At 46.9% G+C, this 19,257-nt stretch carries 21 protein-coding genes, 1 tRNA gene and 1 pseudogene; 14 read left to right on the top strand and 9 right to left on the bottom strand.

What is annotated here, in order from left to right:
* Nucleotides 1-23: 23 nt before the first annotated feature.
* Nucleotides 24-410: a nucleotide pyrophosphohydrolase gene (locus tag ACOTSW_RS16130; protein WP_423680098.1), complete on the bottom strand. Its 387-nt coding sequence runs from the start codon at nt 408-410 to the stop codon at nt 24-26.
* Between the two features lie 315 nt (nt 411-725).
* On the opposite strand from ACOTSW_RS16130, the gene phaP reads away from it, so the two are divergent.
* Nucleotides 726-1,727: a TIGR01841 family phasin gene (gene phaP / locus ACOTSW_RS16125; RefSeq protein ID WP_423680097.1), complete on the top strand. Its 1,002-nt coding sequence runs from the start codon at nt 726-728 to the stop codon at nt 1,725-1,727.
* A 113-nt stretch (nt 1,728-1,840) separates the two neighbouring features.
* On the opposite strand, the gene ACOTSW_RS16120 is transcribed toward phaP, so the two are convergent.
* Nucleotides 1,841-2,686 (bottom strand): PA4780 family RIO1-like protein kinase, encoded by an 846-nt coding sequence (locus ACOTSW_RS16120; protein WP_423680096.1) that lies wholly within the window; start codon nt 2,684-2,686, stop codon nt 1,841-1,843.
* A 16-nt stretch (nt 2,687-2,702) separates the two neighbouring features.
* Nucleotides 2,703-2,948, bottom strand: coding sequence for a hypothetical protein (locus ACOTSW_RS16115; RefSeq protein WP_423682350.1), 246 nt, complete (start codon nt 2,946-2,948; stop codon nt 2,703-2,705).
* 247 nt (nt 2,949-3,195) lie between these two features.
* Between ACOTSW_RS16115 and ACOTSW_RS16110 the strand changes: the two genes are divergently transcribed.
* The 7 genes from ACOTSW_RS16110 (at nt 3,196) to ACOTSW_RS16080 (ending at nt 8,819) form a co-directional block, all read left to right on the top strand.
* A complete protein-coding gene (locus tag ACOTSW_RS16110; protein ID WP_423680095.1) occupies nt 3,196-4,041 on the top strand; it encodes a hypothetical protein in 846 nt (281 codons plus the stop codon).
* 22 nt (nt 4,042-4,063) lie between these two features.
* Nucleotides 4,064-4,993, top strand: coding sequence for a methyltransferase domain-containing protein (locus ACOTSW_RS16105; RefSeq protein ID WP_423680094.1), 930 nt, complete (start codon nt 4,064-4,066; stop codon nt 4,991-4,993).
* A gap of 189 nt (nt 4,994-5,182) precedes the next feature.
* Entirely contained in the window at nt 5,183-5,554 is a 372-nt protein-coding gene (locus ACOTSW_RS16100; RefSeq protein WP_423680093.1) for a hypothetical protein, read from the top strand.
* A 330-nt stretch (nt 5,555-5,884) separates the two neighbouring features.
* Complete coding sequence (locus ACOTSW_RS16095; RefSeq protein ID WP_423680092.1) at nt 5,885-6,238, top strand: LiaF transmembrane domain-containing protein; 354 nt, start codon at nt 5,885-5,887, stop codon at nt 6,236-6,238.
* Between the two features lie 36 nt (nt 6,239-6,274).
* Complete coding sequence (locus tag ACOTSW_RS16090) at nt 6,275-6,970, top strand: LiaI-LiaF-like domain-containing protein (protein ID WP_423680091.1); 696 nt, start codon at nt 6,275-6,277, stop codon at nt 6,968-6,970.
* A gap of 23 nt (nt 6,971-6,993) precedes the next feature.
* The gene (locus ACOTSW_RS16085) at nt 6,994-8,070 is read left to right on the top strand and encodes a sensor histidine kinase (RefSeq protein ID WP_423680090.1); all 1,077 of its coding nucleotides are present in this window, start codon (nt 6,994-6,996) and stop codon (nt 8,068-8,070) included.
* Nucleotides 8,067-8,819 (top strand): LytR/AlgR family response regulator transcription factor, encoded by a 753-nt coding sequence (locus ACOTSW_RS16080; RefSeq protein ID WP_423680089.1) that lies wholly within the window; start codon nt 8,067-8,069, stop codon nt 8,817-8,819. Before ACOTSW_RS16085 ends, ACOTSW_RS16080 begins: the two co-directional genes overlap by 4 nt.
* A gap of 123 nt (nt 8,820-8,942) precedes the next feature.
* Here ACOTSW_RS16080 and ACOTSW_RS16075 read toward each other — a convergent pair.
* The 3 genes and pseudogenes from ACOTSW_RS16075 to pyrF form a co-directional block, all read right to left on the bottom strand.
* Nucleotides 8,943-9,416, bottom strand: a pseudogene (locus tag ACOTSW_RS16075) (EAL domain-containing protein); the annotation flags it as partial.
* 18 nt (nt 9,417-9,434) lie between these two features.
* Nucleotides 9,435-9,989, bottom strand: coding sequence for an IS3 family transposase (locus ACOTSW_RS16070; RefSeq protein WP_423680087.1), 555 nt, complete (start codon nt 9,987-9,989; stop codon nt 9,435-9,437).
* 363 nt (nt 9,990-10,352) lie between these two features.
* Complete coding sequence (gene pyrF, locus ACOTSW_RS16065) at nt 10,353-11,195, bottom strand: orotidine-5'-phosphate decarboxylase (RefSeq protein ID WP_423680086.1); 843 nt, start codon at nt 11,193-11,195, stop codon at nt 10,353-10,355.
* 158 nt (nt 11,196-11,353) lie between these two features.
* Between pyrF and ACOTSW_RS16060 the strand changes: the two genes are divergently transcribed.
* The 5 genes from ACOTSW_RS16060 (at nt 11,354) to ACOTSW_RS16040 (ending at nt 14,301) form a co-directional block, all read left to right on the top strand.
* Nucleotides 11,354-11,806 (top strand): MarR family winged helix-turn-helix transcriptional regulator, encoded by a 453-nt coding sequence (locus tag ACOTSW_RS16060; RefSeq protein WP_423680084.1) that lies wholly within the window; start codon nt 11,354-11,356, stop codon nt 11,804-11,806.
* 139 nt (nt 11,807-11,945) lie between these two features.
* Nucleotides 11,946-12,365, top strand: coding sequence for an organic hydroperoxide resistance protein (locus tag ACOTSW_RS16055; protein WP_423680083.1), 420 nt, complete (start codon nt 11,946-11,948; stop codon nt 12,363-12,365).
* 282 nt (nt 12,366-12,647) lie between these two features.
* Nucleotides 12,648-13,040: a hypothetical protein gene (locus ACOTSW_RS16050; RefSeq protein ID WP_423680082.1), complete on the top strand. Its 393-nt coding sequence runs from the start codon at nt 12,648-12,650 to the stop codon at nt 13,038-13,040.
* Complete coding sequence (locus ACOTSW_RS16045) at nt 13,037-13,228, top strand: helix-turn-helix transcriptional regulator (RefSeq protein WP_423680081.1); 192 nt, start codon at nt 13,037-13,039, stop codon at nt 13,226-13,228. Before ACOTSW_RS16050 ends, ACOTSW_RS16045 begins: the two co-directional genes overlap by 4 nt.
* Before the next feature lie 107 nt (nt 13,229-13,335).
* Nucleotides 13,336-14,301 (top strand): ornithine cyclodeaminase family protein, encoded by a 966-nt coding sequence (locus ACOTSW_RS16040; protein WP_423680080.1) that lies wholly within the window; start codon nt 13,336-13,338, stop codon nt 14,299-14,301.
* 73 nt (nt 14,302-14,374) lie between these two features.
* Here ACOTSW_RS16040 and ACOTSW_RS16035 read toward each other — a convergent pair whose 3' ends face one another.
* From ACOTSW_RS16035 to rpoD, 3 genes are all read right to left on the bottom strand, one after another.
* A complete protein-coding gene (locus ACOTSW_RS16035; RefSeq protein WP_423680079.1) occupies nt 14,375-15,814 on the bottom strand; it encodes a DEAD/DEAH box helicase in 1,440 nt (479 codons plus the stop codon).
* Nucleotides 15,815-15,820: 6 nt separating this feature from the next.
* Nucleotides 15,821-15,898, bottom strand: a tRNA-Ile gene (locus tag ACOTSW_RS16030).
* A gap of 169 nt (nt 15,899-16,067) precedes the next feature.
* Nucleotides 16,068-18,317, bottom strand: a complete 2,250-nt coding sequence (rpoD, locus tag ACOTSW_RS16025; protein WP_423680078.1) for an RNA polymerase sigma factor RpoD — start codon at nt 18,315-18,317, stop codon at nt 16,068-16,070.
* 136 nt (nt 18,318-18,453) lie between these two features.
* Between rpoD and ACOTSW_RS16020 the strand changes: the two genes are divergently transcribed.
* Nucleotides 18,454-19,050, top strand: a complete 597-nt coding sequence (locus tag ACOTSW_RS16020; RefSeq protein ID WP_423680077.1) for a hypothetical protein — start codon at nt 18,454-18,456, stop codon at nt 19,048-19,050.
* Nucleotides 19,051-19,257 lie beyond the last annotated feature (207 nt).

Raw genomic sequence — 19,257 nt, 5'->3', positions numbered from 1 at the left:
CAGATTTACGACATTTCGCCCACCTATTTATATTCATCGTACTTACGAGCATCACCACGGACGATGTCAGATGGATATTTCAGCGCATTCAATTGAATTTTTTCATTCGTCGCGGCGATCAGATCAATGTTCAACTGTTCTGCCAGCATGATCAGATAAGCCATCACGTCCGCCATTTCGTGCCGCACCGCCTGTAATTTTTCTGCGCCGAGCTCATCTGCCCTGCCACTGCTCAGCCATTGAAAAGGCTCCAGTAATTCCGCCGCCTCAACAATGAGTGCACTCGCCAGATTTTTTGGTGTGTGGAACTGCTCCCAATGGCGTTCCGCAGTAAATTGACGCAATCGTGCACGGAGATCGTTCAAACTGTCCGTACTCACTAATTCATTCGCCATCTGAGTTTTCATCATACGTAAAAAGATGTTTTATTGCGTTGCAATATTTTTTATCGCAAGAGCATAAATCCGAGGTTAAAATACATAATGCGGCAATGCAGCATTTTCTGAACATTGAAGCACCAGATTTGAGGCCGGTCATGATATCGAACGGAGCCGTATATCCCGGGACGGTTTTCACCGATGATTGTCAGTGATTACTTTGACCGGCGAATATTAACGGCAGGTGCTGCCTGTCATTGCAAGATTCATTTGTGTAATCGCTTTACCAGGCGTTCCTGATCAAAAATTAACGCTTGAAACGTCTTATCCACTTTTAAGGAGAGATTCATGGCTTTGATTCAAACACAGATTTCTGTCGTTGCGCAAGAACAGCTGAGCAAACAACTGGAACTTTTACAGTCATTTTCAGATACCGCTTTTCAAGGTCTGGAAAAAATGATTGCTCTCAACTTTGCAACAATCAGGGATGCCGTCGACAAAGTTACGGCGAGTTCTCGTCAGGTGCTTTCAAGTAATGGCCCACAAGAATTATTCGCTTTGGCGCAAACCCAGAGACAACCTCAGATCGACAGCCTGCTTGCCTACGGCAAAGAACTGGCAACTATTTCCAGTGATACGCGCGAGGCATTTCTGCATCTAGCGAATGCTGATAACAATCATCTGATTTCAGTGCATATAACAAAGACGGAAGTTGCACCAGTCGTTGCAGAAAAATCACTGAACGCAAGCCCTGCCAGTAAAAAAAAGGTATCACCGGCAAAAGTTAAAAGCATCAGCGGCACTAAACAAATCTCACTTTTACCTGAGACGGATGTGAAAATAAGCACGGTGAAAGTAAGTGCAGACAAGAAGATCGTCAGCCAAACCACAACATCATCGAAAAAAGCCACGATCCCCGCCAGCAAAGCAAAGCCAGCCGTTAAAGCCGGGGTAAAAGCCAGCAGCACGCCCGCAGTTTCCGCGACATCGGTAAAAGCCGCTGGTACAAAAACAAAAGCGACTGCACCGAAAACAGTAAAAAAAACGATCACGGCTCAGGCTGAAGCAACATCAGCAACCGCTGTAACAGAGGTGCAGCCAGTTTCCCCTGCTGCCGCAGTACCAGCCACACCTGCTCCAATTAAAGAAGCTGTTGCACCGGAAAATACGACACCCGCGGTCTCCCCAGAGGTAGCGGTGACACAAAAAAAATCGGCGGTGAAGTTCCCATTTCCGCCGACGAAGAATCTGCAAGGTGATAAACCTGCCTTCCCCCAAGCAGGTGGCAGACCAGCCTATAAAGGTAAAGCCAGCCCTGCAACAGGCGCGAAAAAACGGGTACGCCAGTAACAGCCATATGCCAGCTCTGTGCAATTAATGAGCGCGTAAAAAAATCCCGATAGATTACTACCGGGATTTTTTTATCCGACTTTATCCGACTTTATCCGACTAAATGCAGAATTCTATATTTCAGCCAACCGTCTTAATCTCTCCTGCTCTTCCAGAATAGCAGACTCAATTTCACGCATCACTTCGTCCACGTTCACTGGCCGCGTATCGGCGGCGACATGTCCAGTCAATGGCGTTTCTGGTGTCAACTGACCTGCAATATACAATTTCCAGATTTCCTTACCATATTGAGTATCATTTAATTGAGGTGCAAACTGTCCGAAATACGATGCCAGATTCGCGACATCGCGTTCCAGCATCGCCGCCGCTTCGGTATTACTGGCAGCATCAATCGCCTGCGGTAAGTCGATAATGACAGGACCATCGCCATCGACCAGAATATTGAACTCGGATAAATCACCATGAATAACACCGGCACACAGCATCAACACCACCTGATGCAATAATTGCGCGTGATATTGCAGCGCTAGCTCTGCCGACAAACTAATATCGTTAAGCCTCGGAGCTACCTTACCCTCCGCATCGGTCACCAGTTCCATCAGCAATACACCTTCAAAACAAATATAAGGCGTTGGGACTTTCACACCGGCGGCCGCTAACTTATAAAGGGCATCGACTTCGGCGTTTTGCCAGACTTCTTCCTGCATCTGACGGCCATAGCGCGTGCCTTTCTCCATCGCCCTTGCCTGGCGACTGTTTTTTACCTTACGCCCTTCCTGATAAGAAGCGGCCTGCTTAAAACTGCGCTGGCTCGCCTCTTTGTAGACTTTTGCACAGCGAATATCGTCGCCACTGCGAACAACGTACACAGTGGCTTCCTTGCCGCTCATTAACTGACGCAACACTTCGTCGATCAGTCCCTCGTCTGCCAGAGGCTGCAGTCTTTTTGGTATTTTCATGCAATCGCTGTATTGTTCACTTGCGCGGTTTGCCGGTACGTTGCGGCGGTGTATGCGGACGTGATTTGTTACGCATATCGTAAATCGTCTGAGCGTCCTGTTCAGCACGTTCCTGCGTCCGCATCTCCGGATGATCGTCGTGCAACGTAAAGAAATCATTCGCTTGTGCACGCATCACGTGTTTAATCGCAGCTTCATCGCTGAGATCAAATTTCTCTGTCATCAGCGTGGTAACTTCATCCAGATAGTCTTCATAGGTCATCATAGGAAATCCTTGAGAAAAGCGCCTGTCGCGCCTTATTTAATTTATTTGCTCCGCATCAGAATGGCAGCGGAATGGCGCTGCATCTGACACTGGCGCAGCACTGCCTCGGAGTAACAACTGTTTCAGAGCGCATTGTACACGCGAGACATTTCGGGCATCCGCCAGAACTTGAGGTGCGAGCTGAAATCCCTACTTTTTCTCAGCTACAATGCGACCTTCCCTGAAACACTGCAAGGCAATTTGTATGAGCATCATTATTCACGAAGGGCTGCACGCCTATATCGATCCCCTGACAGAACATGAATATGCGGCGCTGGAACGCAGCATACTCACAGAAGGCTGCCGCGATGCGCTGGTACTCTGGGGCGACGTTTTAATTGACGGGCACAATCGCTACGCTATCTGCCAGCGCCATCAGATTCCTTTTAAGACCATACAAAACGATCATTTCAAAGATATCGAAGATGTACAGTTATGGATGATCGATAATCATCTGGCACGCCGCAGCGTTTCTGATTTTCAGCGCGGCATGTTAGCGCTGCGGAAAAAAGAAATTATTTCTATGCGCATCAAAGCGCAAGATGAAAATGCTGCATCTGGTAATGAAGAAACAGAAGTCGCTATTCCCGTAGTAAAACCTACCCAAAGTCGTCAGGAAATTGCGCGGATCGCAGGTATCAGCAGCAACGCTGTTTTACAGATAGAAAAAATTCAGCGTGCAGCTGCGCCGGAACTGGTTCAGGCTGTGCGCGACGGCACTATCTCCATCAGCGCTGCGGCTGCCGTAGCGACATTGCCAAGCAATGAGCAGGCTGCCGCAGTTGCTGGTGGACGTAAAGAATTACAACAAGCGGCTAAACAAGTTCGCGAAAAAATACGTGAACAAAAAGCACCTACAAAAGCAAACAAAATCCCTGAATCACCCGAAGTAGCAAATCAGTCTGAGACTACAAATAATGCGATGGATCAGATCAACGAATCTGTCATTTTGCAACAGCGAATTACGGCTCTCGAAGCGGAAAATGCGGCATTGATAGAAAAAATCGCACAGTTGAATGCAGCCTTGTCGGCCGCAACGACGCAAAACTAACGCAGAGAATTTCAGGATAGTCATGTCTAAGCCACGTCAGAGCTTGTCCCGCCTTTTTCTGAATAAGCTGCCAGCGGATGAAGCTATCCATCGCCAACGTTTGCAAGCACTTTCAGATCAGCATCACGGTAAGCCTTTTATTCTCGACGATGATGGTCTGCGCATGATGTATCTGACCCCGGCATGCATGCAAAGTGCAATGAAGCTGGATGAGCCTGATCGCTTGCTCTGCGCTTACTCAAGAATCATGATGGGATTTCTGCTGTTCAATCCTGCGGCACAACATATTATTCTGATTGGTCTTGGCGGCGGTTCGCTGGTCAGGTATTGCTACCACCACCTGCCAGACTGCCGCATTACGGCAATCGACATCAACGCCGACGTGATCGCCATGCGGGAACAATTTTTTATACCGCCCGACGACGAGCGTCTGACGGTGATTCATGCGGATGCCGCTGAATGGTTGCCTCTGCAAAACCAACAGGCAGACGTGATTTTTCTGGATGCCTACAATGAAGAAGGGCTGGTTCCGGCTCTGAATACAGAGAAATTTTATGCCGACTGCTATCGTAATCTGAATAAAAGCGGCGTCTTGGTTGCCAATGTATGGGGCAAGCCCAGCGCGATTGCGCCGATGCTAATTCATCTGCAAGATAAATTTTTACAACAGGTGAACTGGGTTAAATCCTACGACAGCTATAACCTCATTGTCTTTGCCTGCAAACACGAAGTCTCTGAAACCCGGTTGTTGCAGAATGCTGAGGTCGTAACAGCACAACACACCGCTCTGGCCTTACCTGAACTGATCAAAAACTGGCATACGATTGAATTTAATGGCGCGACGGCAAACAATAAATTTGCCGTCATCACAGATCATTTACGCAGTGTTCTGGTAGCTGACCCGAACGTCCCGCAGACCTATGCTGAATGGAAAGCATCTGTTTTCCTCTGAGGCTTCCTTACGACACGGCGTGTGCTCTGTTTTCTGGCTTTTCATTTACCGTAGTCACAACATCTGCGGTATGTCAGACTGTTATTCAGTTTTACCGCATCCAGATTGTAAAAGCAGATGGTTTCTGGCAAGCTTGACGCGTCACTTGAGAAAAAATAAGGGTAGAACGCAAGTTCAGGGAGAGTTTTTATGTTTGATGAAAATGATTTTTTTGCTATTTCTAAATTTTTAAAATTAGGAATTAAAATCACCTTCAGAAACCCGATGGGACAAAATCCTTCCTTCGAGACAAGCTTCCCCAATCCCAAAGGCGGCAAAGTATCCCTGAATGAAAAAAATATATACGATATCGAACGGAAACTGCGCGCATTACTAGGTAGTGATATTCCGGTAAAAACAAAGATCACACCATTCGCTTATCTGGGTACAAATTTTCGTGGCTTGCTGTATTGCACCAGAGGTTCTAACGAGTACGTTGTTGAAGAGACGCACAATGTGTTCGGAACAGAATCGAAGCGTGTTGTCAGAAAGGCCGACGATTTCAATCAGTTGCTCAGCTAATCCTTACCCATCGACAACGCCCCATTAACCTTCGCGAAGCATCAGTATTATCACTCGGGTCGCCACCACCAATCTATTTACCTGTAGCAATAGCCTTGTGCTCTCTTCATATTGTATCTTTGCAATACTTTCCACTGAAGCTTACTGAAAACAGTGCAATATCCGCCTGCCTGCATTAGTGTAATCTTGGTCCCTCCCCTGCCAGAACAATAGTCTCAGTTCGTCATTTACCGACAACCAGCCGGAATTCACCGATCAATACACGACAAGCTGATGCGTCTGCATTATCGTTCTTCTGTCACCTTAACTATGTTTTTTGAAGGAGCTGCTATGAATCAGAATCATGAAGAACCTCTGACCAGAAACAGAAAAAACTACTTCATCGGTTTATTACTGATCAGCGTTGGCGCGCTGTTTCTGATCGATAAAGTCAATATTGCGGATGCGACAGATTATTGGTACCTGATTCCAGCTGTGATCGCTTGTTCCGGATTGATTGAAATCATCAGCTCGCGTCAACCTGACAATATTGCCAAGGGATGCTTCAATATCATTCTCGCCTTCTGGCTCTATGCGTCTGTTGAACATCTGTGGGGCTGGACCTTCCGTACCAGCTGGCCTGTCATTCTGATCGCCTTTGGTGCCAGAAGCATCATTGCTGGATTACTGTCTGCACGTAAATAATTTCCACCATTTCATCACATATCCGGAGGCAGCATTATGAGCAAACGTCAACCGCAAGCACAGATTTTTTTCGGTGTGCTGTTACTGATATTTGGCGCACTGGCGCTGATCGACAATTTAGATATTTTCAATACGCGTCAGTTTTTCCAATTCTGGCCAACCGTCTTCATACTCATTGGCCTGCTGAAAATCTCCCGTAGCCAACAAACATCCGGTCGCTTGATTGGAGGGGCTTTTATTGCAGTCGGTACTTTGCTGACACTGCAACATATGGGTATCGTCTATTTCAGATTACGTGACTGGTGGCCGGTCTTGATTATTATCGCCGGTCTGATGATCATTTTCAAAGATAAAGTCAACACACAAACATCGTATTTAAACGCAGCGGATGGCATTCAAAATGTGCATTCAGAAAGTAATGTTTCGGCCATTATGAGCGGTGCAAAATTACAAAATTCCACGCAGGATTTTCGCGGCGGTGAATTAACCGCGGTCATGGGAGGGATAGAACTCGATCTGCGAAACGCCAGTATTCAGACAGAGGCAACATTAAACGTTTTTGCAATGTGGGGAGGAATAGAACTGAAAATACCCAATGACTGGACTGTCATATCTCAGGGTATTCCGGTGTTAGGTGGATTTGAAGACAAAACTGCGCCACCTTTGATGCGTGAAAAAAAATTGTATATTCAGGGCTATGCGATTATGGGTGCGGTAGAAATAAAGAACTGAACCACTATACCCGGTGACAAAAAATGCACCCTATTCTGTCCGACTTCCGCCGATTTGTCTGGTATCTTGCAGCATGGCTGATGACAGGAGTTTTGCTTTCGAGGCTCCTGTTCAGTGCGGGTTACGCTGGCTGGGGTTACTCGCTGACATTTACTTTGCCAGTTGTATTGGTGTTCGGTTTTATAGTGACTTCCCCGTACTACATTTGTCGCACCTTCCCACTGACAAAGCGGACCTTCTTTCTCGTCTTTCTGATTTTCGGCAGCAGCTCCATCGTATCGGGTTTGTTGTTGCTGGCGATCTCTGAAGCATGGAATATGCTGCTGATGTCGGTTACCGAACAAGGTAAGGCTTTGACAATCTCGAACCAGCTTGCCATCATTATTTTTATTACCGGACTCGCTGTCTATCTGATCTCACTGCTTGCATATGATGTGCTGATCACCTTTGAAAATCTGCGTGATGCTAAACGACGGGAAGCTCATTCCTTGTTGCACGCACGCGAAGCAGAATTGCAGGTATTGCGTACGCAAATTGAGCCGCATTTTTTGTTCAATAGTCTCAATTCCATCAGCGCACTGACAAGTATTGATCCGGCAGCAGCCAGAAACATGGCAATTTCTCTAGCAGATTTTTTCAGGAAGACACTGACTTTATCTGAACATAAGATGATCACGGTCAGAGAAGAACTGGATCTGTGCAGTCATTTTCTGGCGGTAGAAAAAATTCGCTACGGCCAGAAGCTAGAGGTCGGCATTACTGCAGACCGCGACACTGAGCTCGCTTTGATACCACCTATGAGTTTGCAACCATTATTTGAAAATGCAATCAAACATGGCATCCGACAATTATCTGAGGGCGGCGTCATCAGCGCCAGTATTAGCCGCCGGAATGACTGGTTACACATTCGTGTACAAAATCCGGTTTCAGACAAAGTCGCGACGGATAATGGTATCGGGCTGGGATTAACAAATTTACGGGAACGCTTTCATACGCTTTATGGCGACCGTTCCCGCGTACACTGGTCACGCACCGATGAACTCTTCTTTGTAGAAATATCGCTACCAACAGAATGCAACCAACGAGCCGATACGATATGAATCACTCCCTCAGAGTCCTGATTGCAGATGACGAGGAACTTGGCCGCCGCCTGATCCGCGAGTATCTGCGTCGTCATCCGAGTACTATCGTGATCAGTGAATGTGAGACCGGGACTGAAACCGTCGATGCGATACTGACACATCAACCTGATCTGATATTTTTAGACATACAGATGCCGGAATTAACCGGTCTGGAAGTATTAGATGTTACGGGCAGAAAATCTGGCGTTATCTTTACGACTGCGTATGACCAATATGCGGTAAAGGCATTCGACTTACACGCAATAGATTATCTTTTAAAACCATTTTCACAACAGCGTTTTGATGAGGCTCTGAATAAAGCAACAAAACTGATACGGGAAGATCGATCAGAAGTTACTCAGTCTTCTGGTATTCAGCAACTGATTGCATCGAACATGCAGCAGTCGCAGCGTGTGACGATACGCGACAGAGGAAAGGTGCATGTACTTCAATCAGAAGACATCGATTTTATTGAAGCGCAGGATGACTACATTCTGATTCATACGCAAGGCAGAACGCTCATGAAAACACAGAGCCTGTCAGATATTGAAGAACAACTTTCTTCAGCCAATTTTGTCAGAGTCCATCGTTCTTATCTGTTACATATCAAAGCACTAACAGGGATAGAACGCCAGAGTAAAGACACGCAGGTGGCCGTGTTACGCAGTGGTATCAAGATTCCAGTCAGCCGTACCGGCTACGAGCGTCTTAAAACACGATTGAATTAATCCGCCTTTGATCCCTACTCTCTAACTATCAATTTCAATGGTAAGGATAAGCGATTATGTAAGATACTCAACCGAATCGCACTCTCTGCTCAAATGACAACATAAAAGAAAGTTAGTGAAATTTCAACCGCTGACTAAATGATTGAATTGAGAATAAAAAATTTCAAAGTCCTCAGATATCATTGGTCGAGAGAAATCATATCCTTGAGCCTCGTCGCAACCGAAGGATCTGAGTTTTGCAAGTAACTCGTGGGACTCAACACCCTCAGCCAAAGCAACCAAATTCAAACAATGTGCCATTTGAATAATGCCGCGAACAATGGCGACATCATTTGCATCATCAATCATGTCTTTAACAAAAGACTGATCGATTTTAAGCTTATCAATGTTGAATTTTTTTAAGTATGCTAAGCTCGAATACCCTGTTCCAAAATCGTCAATAGATATCTTCACTCCTACATGTCGTAAACGTTTTAGGCAGTCCAGCGCACCGATATTATTATCAGATAGCATTTTTTCTGTTACTTCTAACTCCAGCATTTCAGGATCGAGTCCAGAAATTTTTAAGGCGGACAGTACTGATTGTTCCACATCACCACGCTTAAACTGTAGTGGTCAACCCATCCCGGACACTACGTTAAGTTTTTCTTCAGTGACGGCCGGTGCCAGTCCTTGATTGAACTGATGTGGCCGTATCCAGTTATACCGGTGCATCAGGTAGTGGCTGATGTCCCGTTGTGCTTCTTGTGCCGTCATGTAACCGGTTGACGGCAGCCATTCCGTTTTAAAGCTGCGGAACAGCCTTTCCATCGGGGAGTTATCCCAACAATTTCCCCGACGACTCATACTCTGTCGTATCCGATAGCGCCACAAGCGCTGGCGGAATTTTCGGCTGGCGTACTGGCTACCCTGATCCGAATGAAACAGTAATCCCTGAGGTCGTCCCCGTTGCTCGTAAGCCATTTCCAGTGCTTGCACAACAAGGTCAGCGTCGGGTCGCAGCGAGAATGCCCAGCCCACTGCGCGGCGCGCAAACAAGTCCAACACCACAGCCAGGTAATACCATCGCCCCTGCGCCCAGACATAGGTGATATCTCCGCACCAGACCGCCTGCAGTTTGAACTCAGGGGAAAATGTACGTCTTTGCTTGTTCATCAAACACCTCTCCATGACGAGTATTCTCGCCTAAATCAGTGTCCGGGTACATTAGACCACTACAATGCAATTCTTCCGAATAGTTGGGAGACTACGGGTTATCTTCGAATTAACGTTGCTATACGTTTCAGTTAGACAGTGAGGTGGCAAAGTTCGTTTTGTATGACATCTCTGCTCGGCTAAGGGACTGCGCTGTGTAGGCTAAGGTTTTTATATGCTGATAAGTGAGGAATACGTGAACGGACATTCAGTCGTACGTGCAAATCTGAAAATCATGAGGTCCGCCCAGCGCGTTATTTTACTAACTTCGGTTCATCTCTTTCGTTGAGAATAATTTCTCTTATGTCTGAATTACAAGCCGCAAAGTTTATATACAACTCATTGAGAATCATTACTCAACGAAAACCGGTACTGATTGATCGCATCACGTGTTTCCATCGCAATACGGCGGGCTGCATCTGTATATGTTTCATCACCGGAACCCTTTGCGTACAAAATTGCACGCGATGAATTAATCATCATCCCCGTTCCGTTCACTGTTTTTCCGGCCGCGACAGTTGCAGCAATATCGCCGCCTTGTGCACCAATGCCAGGTACCAGCAATGGCATCTCACCGACAATATTACGGACCTGCGCCAGCTCATCAGGAAAGGTCGCGCCAACGACCAAACCGCATTGTCCATTGGTGTTCCACTTTTCTACCACCAGTTTGGCAACATGCTGATACAGAGGTACGCCACCGACATCAAGGAACTGCAAATCAGATCCGCCAGCGTTCGATGTACGGCATAAAACAATTGTCCCCTTATCTTTCCACTCCATATACGGAGCAACAGAGTCGAATCCCATGTAAGGATTAACTGTCACAGCATCGGCACCATAACGTTCAAACGCTTCGCGTGCGTATTGTTCGGCTGTCGCGCCGATATCTCCCCGCTTCGCGTCCAGTATGACGGGGACAGCAGGATAAGTCGTTTTGATATAACGGCAAAGCGCTTCCAGCTGATCTTCTGCGCGTAATGCAGCAAAATAAGCAATCTGCGGTTTGAATGAACAAGCGAGGTCGGCAGTGGCATCGATCATCGCTTTGCAAAAGGTAAAAATAGCATCGGGCTTTCCGGCTAACTCAGCCGGGAAACGGCTGACGTCTGGATCAAGTCCGACACACAGCAGAGATTGATTTTCAGCCCAGGCGGCATTTAATTTTTTTATAAAAGTCACAACTTCCCTCTGCGCAGATACGGTTTTTAAATAACCCCGGCATTATACCTTGCGGACTCAGACGGATAGAAACGAAGATCAAAGACAAGTGGCACCGAATTTGATTATCATGTCACACACAATTTTTTCTTATTAATTTTCATTATTTGAGTGTTGAAATGCACGACTCTGCAAACAAAGAACAGGACTTACTGGCACTTGATAACCAATTTTGCTTTGCACTGTATTCTGCATCTCTGGCGCTCACCAAAAGTTACAAACCTCTGCTGGACGAACTCGGTCTGACCTATCCGCAGTATCTGGTTATGCTGGTGCTTTGGGGACAGGATAATATCTTCGTCAAGGATATAGGAGCGGCCTTATTTCTTGATTCAGGTACGCTGACGCCGTTGTTAAAACGTCTGGAAACAGCAGGTTTGGTGGAGCGGCACCGCGATGAATCGGATGAACGTCAGGTCAGGATTATCCTGACGGATAGCGGTAAAGACCTGAAAAAAGCCGCCAAAAGAATTCCGCTAAAGATTCTATGCGCCAGCGGGCAAGATCCAAAAACGCTTAAGCAGCTACGCAGCCAGCTCTCAGAATTAAGAGCGAACCTCACAGAAAAATAAAATTCTTTAATCGGATGCATAGAAAAAAACAATGTCAATTCAATTGCACACAATTGAATTGTGCGATAACATTCTTCCATCGACTGATCTGGTCGTGATGGAAATAATATTGACGCACTCAATTCAAATAGGAAATCATATGCAAATTCTTTACACAGCAAGCGCTACTTCTACTGGTGGTCGTGATGGCCGCTCTGTCTCCAGTGACAATCAGCTCGACGTTAAACTCACCACTCCGAAAGAATTAGGCGGAGCCGGCGGTGCAGGCACCAATCCGGAACAATTGTTCGCCGCCGGTTATTCTGCGTGTTTCATTGGCGCACTAAAATTTGTCGCAGCAGCGCGTAAGACTGCATTGCCTGCAGATCTTTCAATCAAAGCGGACGTCGGTATCGGCCCAAATGGTAAGGGTGGTTTCGGCATTCAGGTCGCACTGAATATCTCTTTACCGGGACTGGATCGTCAGCTTGCAGAAGAACTGGTCAACAAAGCGCACGAAGTCTGCCCATATTCGAACGCGACTCGCGACAACATTGACGTTGCTCTGAACATACTGTAATTCCATCCGCTATTGTCGGGAAATTTTTCCTGACTATCAAAGATAGAACCACAAACAAGTTACCTGCACCATTCTTTTTTCTCAACAGATAGGCGCAGGTATTTTTTCAGTTTTCAATGTAAAGCTTACTTGACATTATTTATATCGACGCTAATATGTAAAGCATACTTTACTTGCTGATGGATCAAGCCAATATTCGTCAAAAATAAGGTAACAAAGCCTGGATTTGCAAGGCCATTTTTCTGACCATGCGTGTTAAGTAAACTTTACATGGAGAACATAATGCGTGAGAAACAAGCGAATCAAATATATTTCAAAGAGTTGCTGGGAGCTCTTCTGCTTTATTTTATCGTCATATTCCTCAGCAATTTCCTCGCCGACAGGATGGTACCTGCGCCGTTCCGCACGCTGATTATCCTAATGCCAGTCTTTCCAGCCATCATGATGATCTGGGCAATCATCCGGCATTTCCAGCGTATGGATGAATATATCAAACGTCGCCAGCTGGAAAATGTCGGCATATCCGCAGCGATGACCGCCGTCTTTGCACTCTCTTACGGCTTTATGGAAGCCGCCGGATTTCCGAAATTAAGCATGTTTGTTGTGTGGGGATTACTGATGGCGGGCTGGGGTATGACCGACGCTGTACGTTGCTGGAAAGAGAAATCGGCATGAAAAATTCTCTCAGAGAATTGCGTGCTCAACGGGAATGGAGCCAGGCGCAACTCGCCGATCTGCTTGAGGTTTCCAGGCAAACCATCAACGCCATAGAAACCGGCAAATACGACCCCAGTTTGCCGCTCGCTTTTGCTATTGCAAAATTATTCAGAATGCCAATAGAGAAGATTTTTGACGCAGAATAAGGCGAGACATATTTGCGCAAATGAAGACAGGGTGAATGCAAATTTTTCATCTCATCTTCTTTGCTGACTGGATATGATACCTATCCGATTCTTACAAGAAGATCTTGATGATTCCGTTTATCAGCAAAGAAAAAGTGCGCCTGGCGTTGCAATACCCAGAGTTGTTAAGGGCCTTACGGGAAGCCTTTCAACAAGAGATCGTTACACCCAGACGACATGCTCATCAACTGTCGGATCAGGTCAATTCGAGTTTACTTCTGATGCCGGCATGGAATCCATCAGGCCATACCGGCGTGAAATTAGTCACGGTTGCACCACAAAATAAAGACATGCCGACAGTGCATGCAATTTTCATTTTGTTTGACTCCATCACAGGCACGCCTCTGACACTCATGGACGGCGAAGAGATCACGCAAAAACGAACTGCTGCAGCATCAGCACTTGCCTCCGGTTTTTTATCCAGAAAGGACAGTAGCCATTTGCTTCTGATTGGCAACGGCAGTCTCGCACCACATATGGCACTCGCTCATTGCCATACCAGACCAATCAATAAAATCAGCATCTGGGGGCGGTCGGCAGAAAAGTCAGAACACTGCCTTCAGACCTTATTATCCTTTCCGGATTTGCCTGAGCACATCAACATTGAAGTCAGCAGCGACCTCGCAAAATCCTGCAAGTCGGCAGACATCATCACATGCGCAACAACGAGCAGAGAGGCCATTGTCAAAGGTGAATGGATACAAGCAGGTACACATCTTGACCTGGTCGGAGGTTTCAAACCGGATATGCGCGAAGTTGATGATGAACTGATGGCGAAGACTGTCGTCTTCGTAGATACGTTCGCGGGCGCACTCTCAGAGGCTGGTGATATTTTGCAGACGCTACAAAATGGGAGCTTAAAAAAAGAAGCGATAGTTGCCGAACTTGCCGATCTGTGCTCAGGAAAACATACAGGCCGCCAATCAGACGAGGAAATAACCGTATTCAAGTCCGTCGGAACAGCACTGGAAGATTTATGCGCTGCAAACCTTGTCTGGCATTTCCATTCGCGAGAACGAACGCCAAAAATCTGAGACTGATTTTATCTGCACTAAAAAGACAGACTGAGCTCATACAGACATGAACTCAGTCGCCATCAAACAGTCGTCAGACTTTCGGGATACCACCCAGTAATGCAGCCCGCTTTTGCGGTTTTGCGGCTGGATTTTCAGTAGTTTTAGCCGAGCTACCTACTTTCGGAGATGACGATATTGCTGGCTCGTACGGTTTCAGGAACCAGGGATCTACTACCTTCTCTCTCGGTGGCTGATAACCACCACGTACAGACTTTTCATTTCGCTCGCCCCGCTCAGGCCTATCGCGCATCGGACGGCGTTCCGCCTGGTGAGCAGAGGGAACAAAACCAGCGAGAGTTAACCTTACAATTTTCTGTTTGATCAGCTTTTCGATGTCGATCAGCAGACGTTCATCCTGATCGGTGTACAAAGAAATTGCGTCACCTTTCGCACCGGCCCGACCTGTACGACCAATGCGATGAACGTAATCTTCTGCGTTATAAGGCAGATCGTAGTTGATCACGCAAGGCATTTCGGATATGTCCAGGCCACGCGCAGCGACGTCCGTCGCCACCAGGACTTCAACTTCACCACGCTTAAAATCCTCCAGGGCGACCATACGTTCATTCTGTGACTTATCACCATGAATCGCGGACGCTTTCACACCCTGCTTGACTAAATGCACAGCAAGACGTGATGCTCCGATTTTCGTGTTGCTGAAAACAATCACTTGTTTCAATCCACGCTCGCGGATAATGAAGGAAACTGCATCACGTTTCTCATCTTCGGTAACCTTGTAAAGAATCTGCGTAACGTTATCGGATGTTGCATTACTGCGGGCAACTTCTATCGTTTGCGGATCATTTAAAAAGCTGGCCGCGAGCTTTTTGATTTCAGGAGAAAAAGTCGCCGAAAACATCAGGTTCTGACGCTGCTTAGGCAGCAGATTGATGATGCGTTGCAGATCAGGCAAGAATCCCATATCCAGCATACGATCCGCCTCATCCATTACCAGAATCTGCGTCTGCGACAAGTTAATGGTCTTTTGCTGAACGTGATCAAGCAAACGCCCCGGTGTTGCAATCACAATCTCCACACCTGAACGTAACGCGGCAACTTGTGGCGCCATATCCATACCACCAAAGACGACTGTAGAACGTAAAGGTGTGAAACGAGAGTATGCCTTGACGTTTTCTGCGACCTGATCCGCGAGTTCCCGCGTTGGAGTCAGAATCAAAGCGCGCACCGGGTGACGCGCCGGCGAAGCGCTGGTATTCGCATGCGCGAGTAAACGCTGAATAATCGGCAAGGAAAATCCTGCTGTTTTACCGGTGCCCGTTTGTGCGGCGCCCATCACATCCCTGCCTTGCAATACAACAGGAATTGCTTCCGCTTGTATTGGCGTAGGGTGGACGTAACCCTGCTCAGTCAAAGCACGCAGAATATCAGGAGATAAGCCGAAATCTTCAAACTTCACTTTGTGTTCAGTCTGGTCGGAAGGGGAATTGGGGATGGACTTAATATCAGTCATGGTAAATGGTGGGCCTCCCGTGAGTCGAACACGGTACCAACGGATTATGAGTCCGCTGCTCTAACCAACATGAGCTAGAGGCCCAATTCTTTCTGCAAGCTCTGCCTGCTGTAATCTGAGGTTAATCCAAGTTTGGAATTCACTTCAGGATTTGCAGGAAAAGCCCGATGCTGCTGCCTGCAAAACATTGCGCTGAAAACTCAGCTCAATATATTAACGGGCGCTGAAAAAAATCAGCGCCAATTATATAACATTAATTACCTTCAAGGAAGCTCTTCAGCTTATCCGAACGTGATGGATGACGCAATTTACGCAATGCTTTTGCTTCTATCTGACGAATCCGTTCACGTGTTACGTCAAACTGCTTACCAACTTCTTCCAAAGTATGGTCAGTTGACATTTCAACGCCAAAACGCATGCGTAATACTTTCGCCTCACGCGGCGTCAAAGAGTCCAGCACATCCTTAACAACATTGCGCATGGAAGCATGCAACGCCGCATCTGCCGGAGCCAGCGTGTGATTGTCTTCAATAAAATCACCCAGATGAGAATCATCGTCGTCACCGATCGGTGTTTCCATCGAAATCGGCTCTTTCGCGATCTTCATGATCTTGCGAATTTTATCTTCCGGCATTTCCATCTTGATCGCCAGAGTTGCCGGATCCGGCTCTGCGCCTGTCTCTTGCAAAATCTGACGCGAGATACGATTCATTTTATTAATCGTCTCTATCATATGCACAGGAATCCGAATCGTACGCGCCTGATCAGCAATCGAACGGGTAATCGCCTGACGTATCCACCATGTCGCATACGTCGAAAACTTATAACCGCGGCGATATTCAAACTTATCGACAGCTTTCATCAGGCCGATATTTCCTTCCTGAATCAGATCCAGGAATTGTAAGCCTCGGTTAGTGTATTTCTTCGCTATAGAAATCACCAGACGCAAGTTTGCTTCCGTCATTTCCCGCTTGGCTTTACGCGCTTTCATCTCGCCAGCTGACATTTTTTTATTAATGCCACGCAGATCTGGTAAGGGCAATACGACTCGCGCCTGTAAATCAATCAGTTTCTGCTGTAATTGCTGAACTGCAGGAACGTTACGCCCGAGAATCGCACTGTATGAATGCCCGGCTTTAACTTCGTCCTCAACCCAGCTCAGATTGGTTTCGTTTCCAGGGAAAACTTTAATGAAATGCGAACGGGGCATACCGCAACGATTCACTGCCACATCCAGAATTTGCTTTTCAATATGACGGACTTCATCAACCTGACCACGCAGAGTATCGCAAAGCTTCTCAACTACTTTGGCAGTGAAACGAATGCCAAGCAACTCATTTGAAATTGCTTCCTGAGCTTTGACGTAAGTCTTAGAGTTATAACCTTCTTTCTCATAAGACTTGCGCATTTTTTCAAAATTCGAAGCAATGACCTCAAACTTGGCGAGTGCCTCACGCTTCATTTGTTCCAGTTGTTCTGAAGAAATCGCGGCAGCAGCGGCAGCACCGCCTTCCTCATCCTCCTCTTCTTCCTCTTCTTCCTCGTCCTCATCCTCATCAGAGTCTTCCGCAGCAGCGGCGACCACTGCAGGTGCAGGAGGAGTATCTTCGGTTGCATTCGGATCAACGAGACCGTCGACGATTTCATCAATTTTTATTTCGTCTGCAGCGATTCTGTCCGCCGCCGCCAAAATTTCTGCGATTGTGGTCGGACAAGCCGAAATCGCCTGAATCATGTCCTTCAGACCTTCTTCAATCTTCTTCGCGATAACGATCTCACCCTCGCGCGTCAGCAGTTCAACCGAACCCATTTCGCGCATGTACATACGCACAGGATCGGTGGTGCGCCCGAAATCAGAATCCACGGTTGACAAGGCAGCCTCCGCTGCCGCCTCAACCTCATCATCATCCGTAGTGACAGTCACGACGTTATCAGATAACAACAATGTCTCGGCATCAGGCGCGCGTTCATAGACAGCAACACCCATGTCGTTAAAGGTACTGATGATGCCTTCGATCGCCTCAGGATCAACAACGTTTTCCGGCAGGTGATCATTGATTTCGGCAAACGTCAGGTAACCACGATCCTTACCGAGCTTAATCAGTGTCTTCAGCTTCTGCCGGCGGCGTTCGAGTTCTTCCTCTGTCGCCTCAGGATCGGATGAAAATGCATCTTTCAACAAAGCCTTTTCTTTTGCTTTGCGATCTTTTGCCTTTGCCTTGTCAATTGCCTTCATTTCTGCGCGTTCAACCGCATTCAATGCTGCAATTTCCTCATTTTCCGGCTGATATTCTTTAGGCTTACGGCCACGGCGTCCGGGAACTTTCACTCCGGGCAAAACATATCCAGACGTATCAATAGCAGCGAGCACGGCAGCGTCTGTGGTCTGACTAACGGTAGGTGCAGATCCGGTCTTAATTTCCTGCACTTCAGGAGCGGCAGCTTTCGCTGATTTCTTGGTCGGTTTGGTCACTATCTTTGAATCGGTTTTGTTAGTTGTCACGGGCGCTTTCGGTGTTGCGGATGATACTGATTTTGCTCGGGACGATTCCGTTGTCACTCGCTTTTGCTTAACTTCAGTCTGCTGAACTGCAGCCTCTGCCTGCTTTTCAGCATTTTTTTTGGTTTTGGGGGCTGCCTTGACTGCAACCTGCTTCACAGCCGCTTTTTTAGGTGGGACGCTGGCTGATTTCTTGATATCGGTTTTCACAGCAGGCTTTTTGGCAGCGGACACTTTTGTCACAGACGCTGCTGCTTTAGTTACTTTGGCTGCTTTGATATCTTTTACCCCTGTTTTTTTAACGGTTGCAGCAACAGCTGTTACCGCCTTCGCTTTTGCGGCTGCCTTTACTGGTGCGGCTGCTTTTGCGGCCTTGACGGCGACAGGTTTGCTCGCGGCTTTAGGCGGTGCTTTCGGGCTGGTATTTTTTGCTTTAGCTACGCTTGTCTTACTCACCGTTTTTACTGCGGTGCTGACGCTTGCATTTTTAGATGCCTTTGCCGTAGTTTTTTTAACCGTTGTAGGCATCAGGGTTTTCGAGGGTTTCTTCATTGCGCTAGCCATTGAATCAAACCATCCGGAACTGAGGAAGTCGCCTGCTGACAATTTCGCAAAAAGACACAGCCGTATGCCGGGTCAAATGATCCGCCCACGGTGCAAACCATTTTTGCTTCAGACTTCCCGAGTCTCAGCGCCAGTGTTTTGGGTTACTCGGAGGAGCGTTATGCTCACCTAAACAACACATTTTGCGAAAATAAAACGATTTTACGCAAAATGAAACAACCTAAGACCTTGAATCGTAAGCCTTAAATTATACCACGCGAACGTCGCTTTCTCTAGTCCAAAGCCTGAGTAACGACAACTAAATTGATAAAAAAATAGGCAAACCATTCATTGTCACAGACATACCAGAATCAAATTCTGATGAAAAAATTGCAAAACA

The sequence above is a fragment of the Undibacterium sp. WLHG33 genome (assembly GCF_049544815.1).
Lineage (GTDB): Bacteria > Pseudomonadota > Gammaproteobacteria > Burkholderiales > Burkholderiaceae_D > Undibacterium.
Note: the sequence above shows the minus strand (reverse complement) of the source record. Positions and strands in the feature narration are given on the sequence as shown.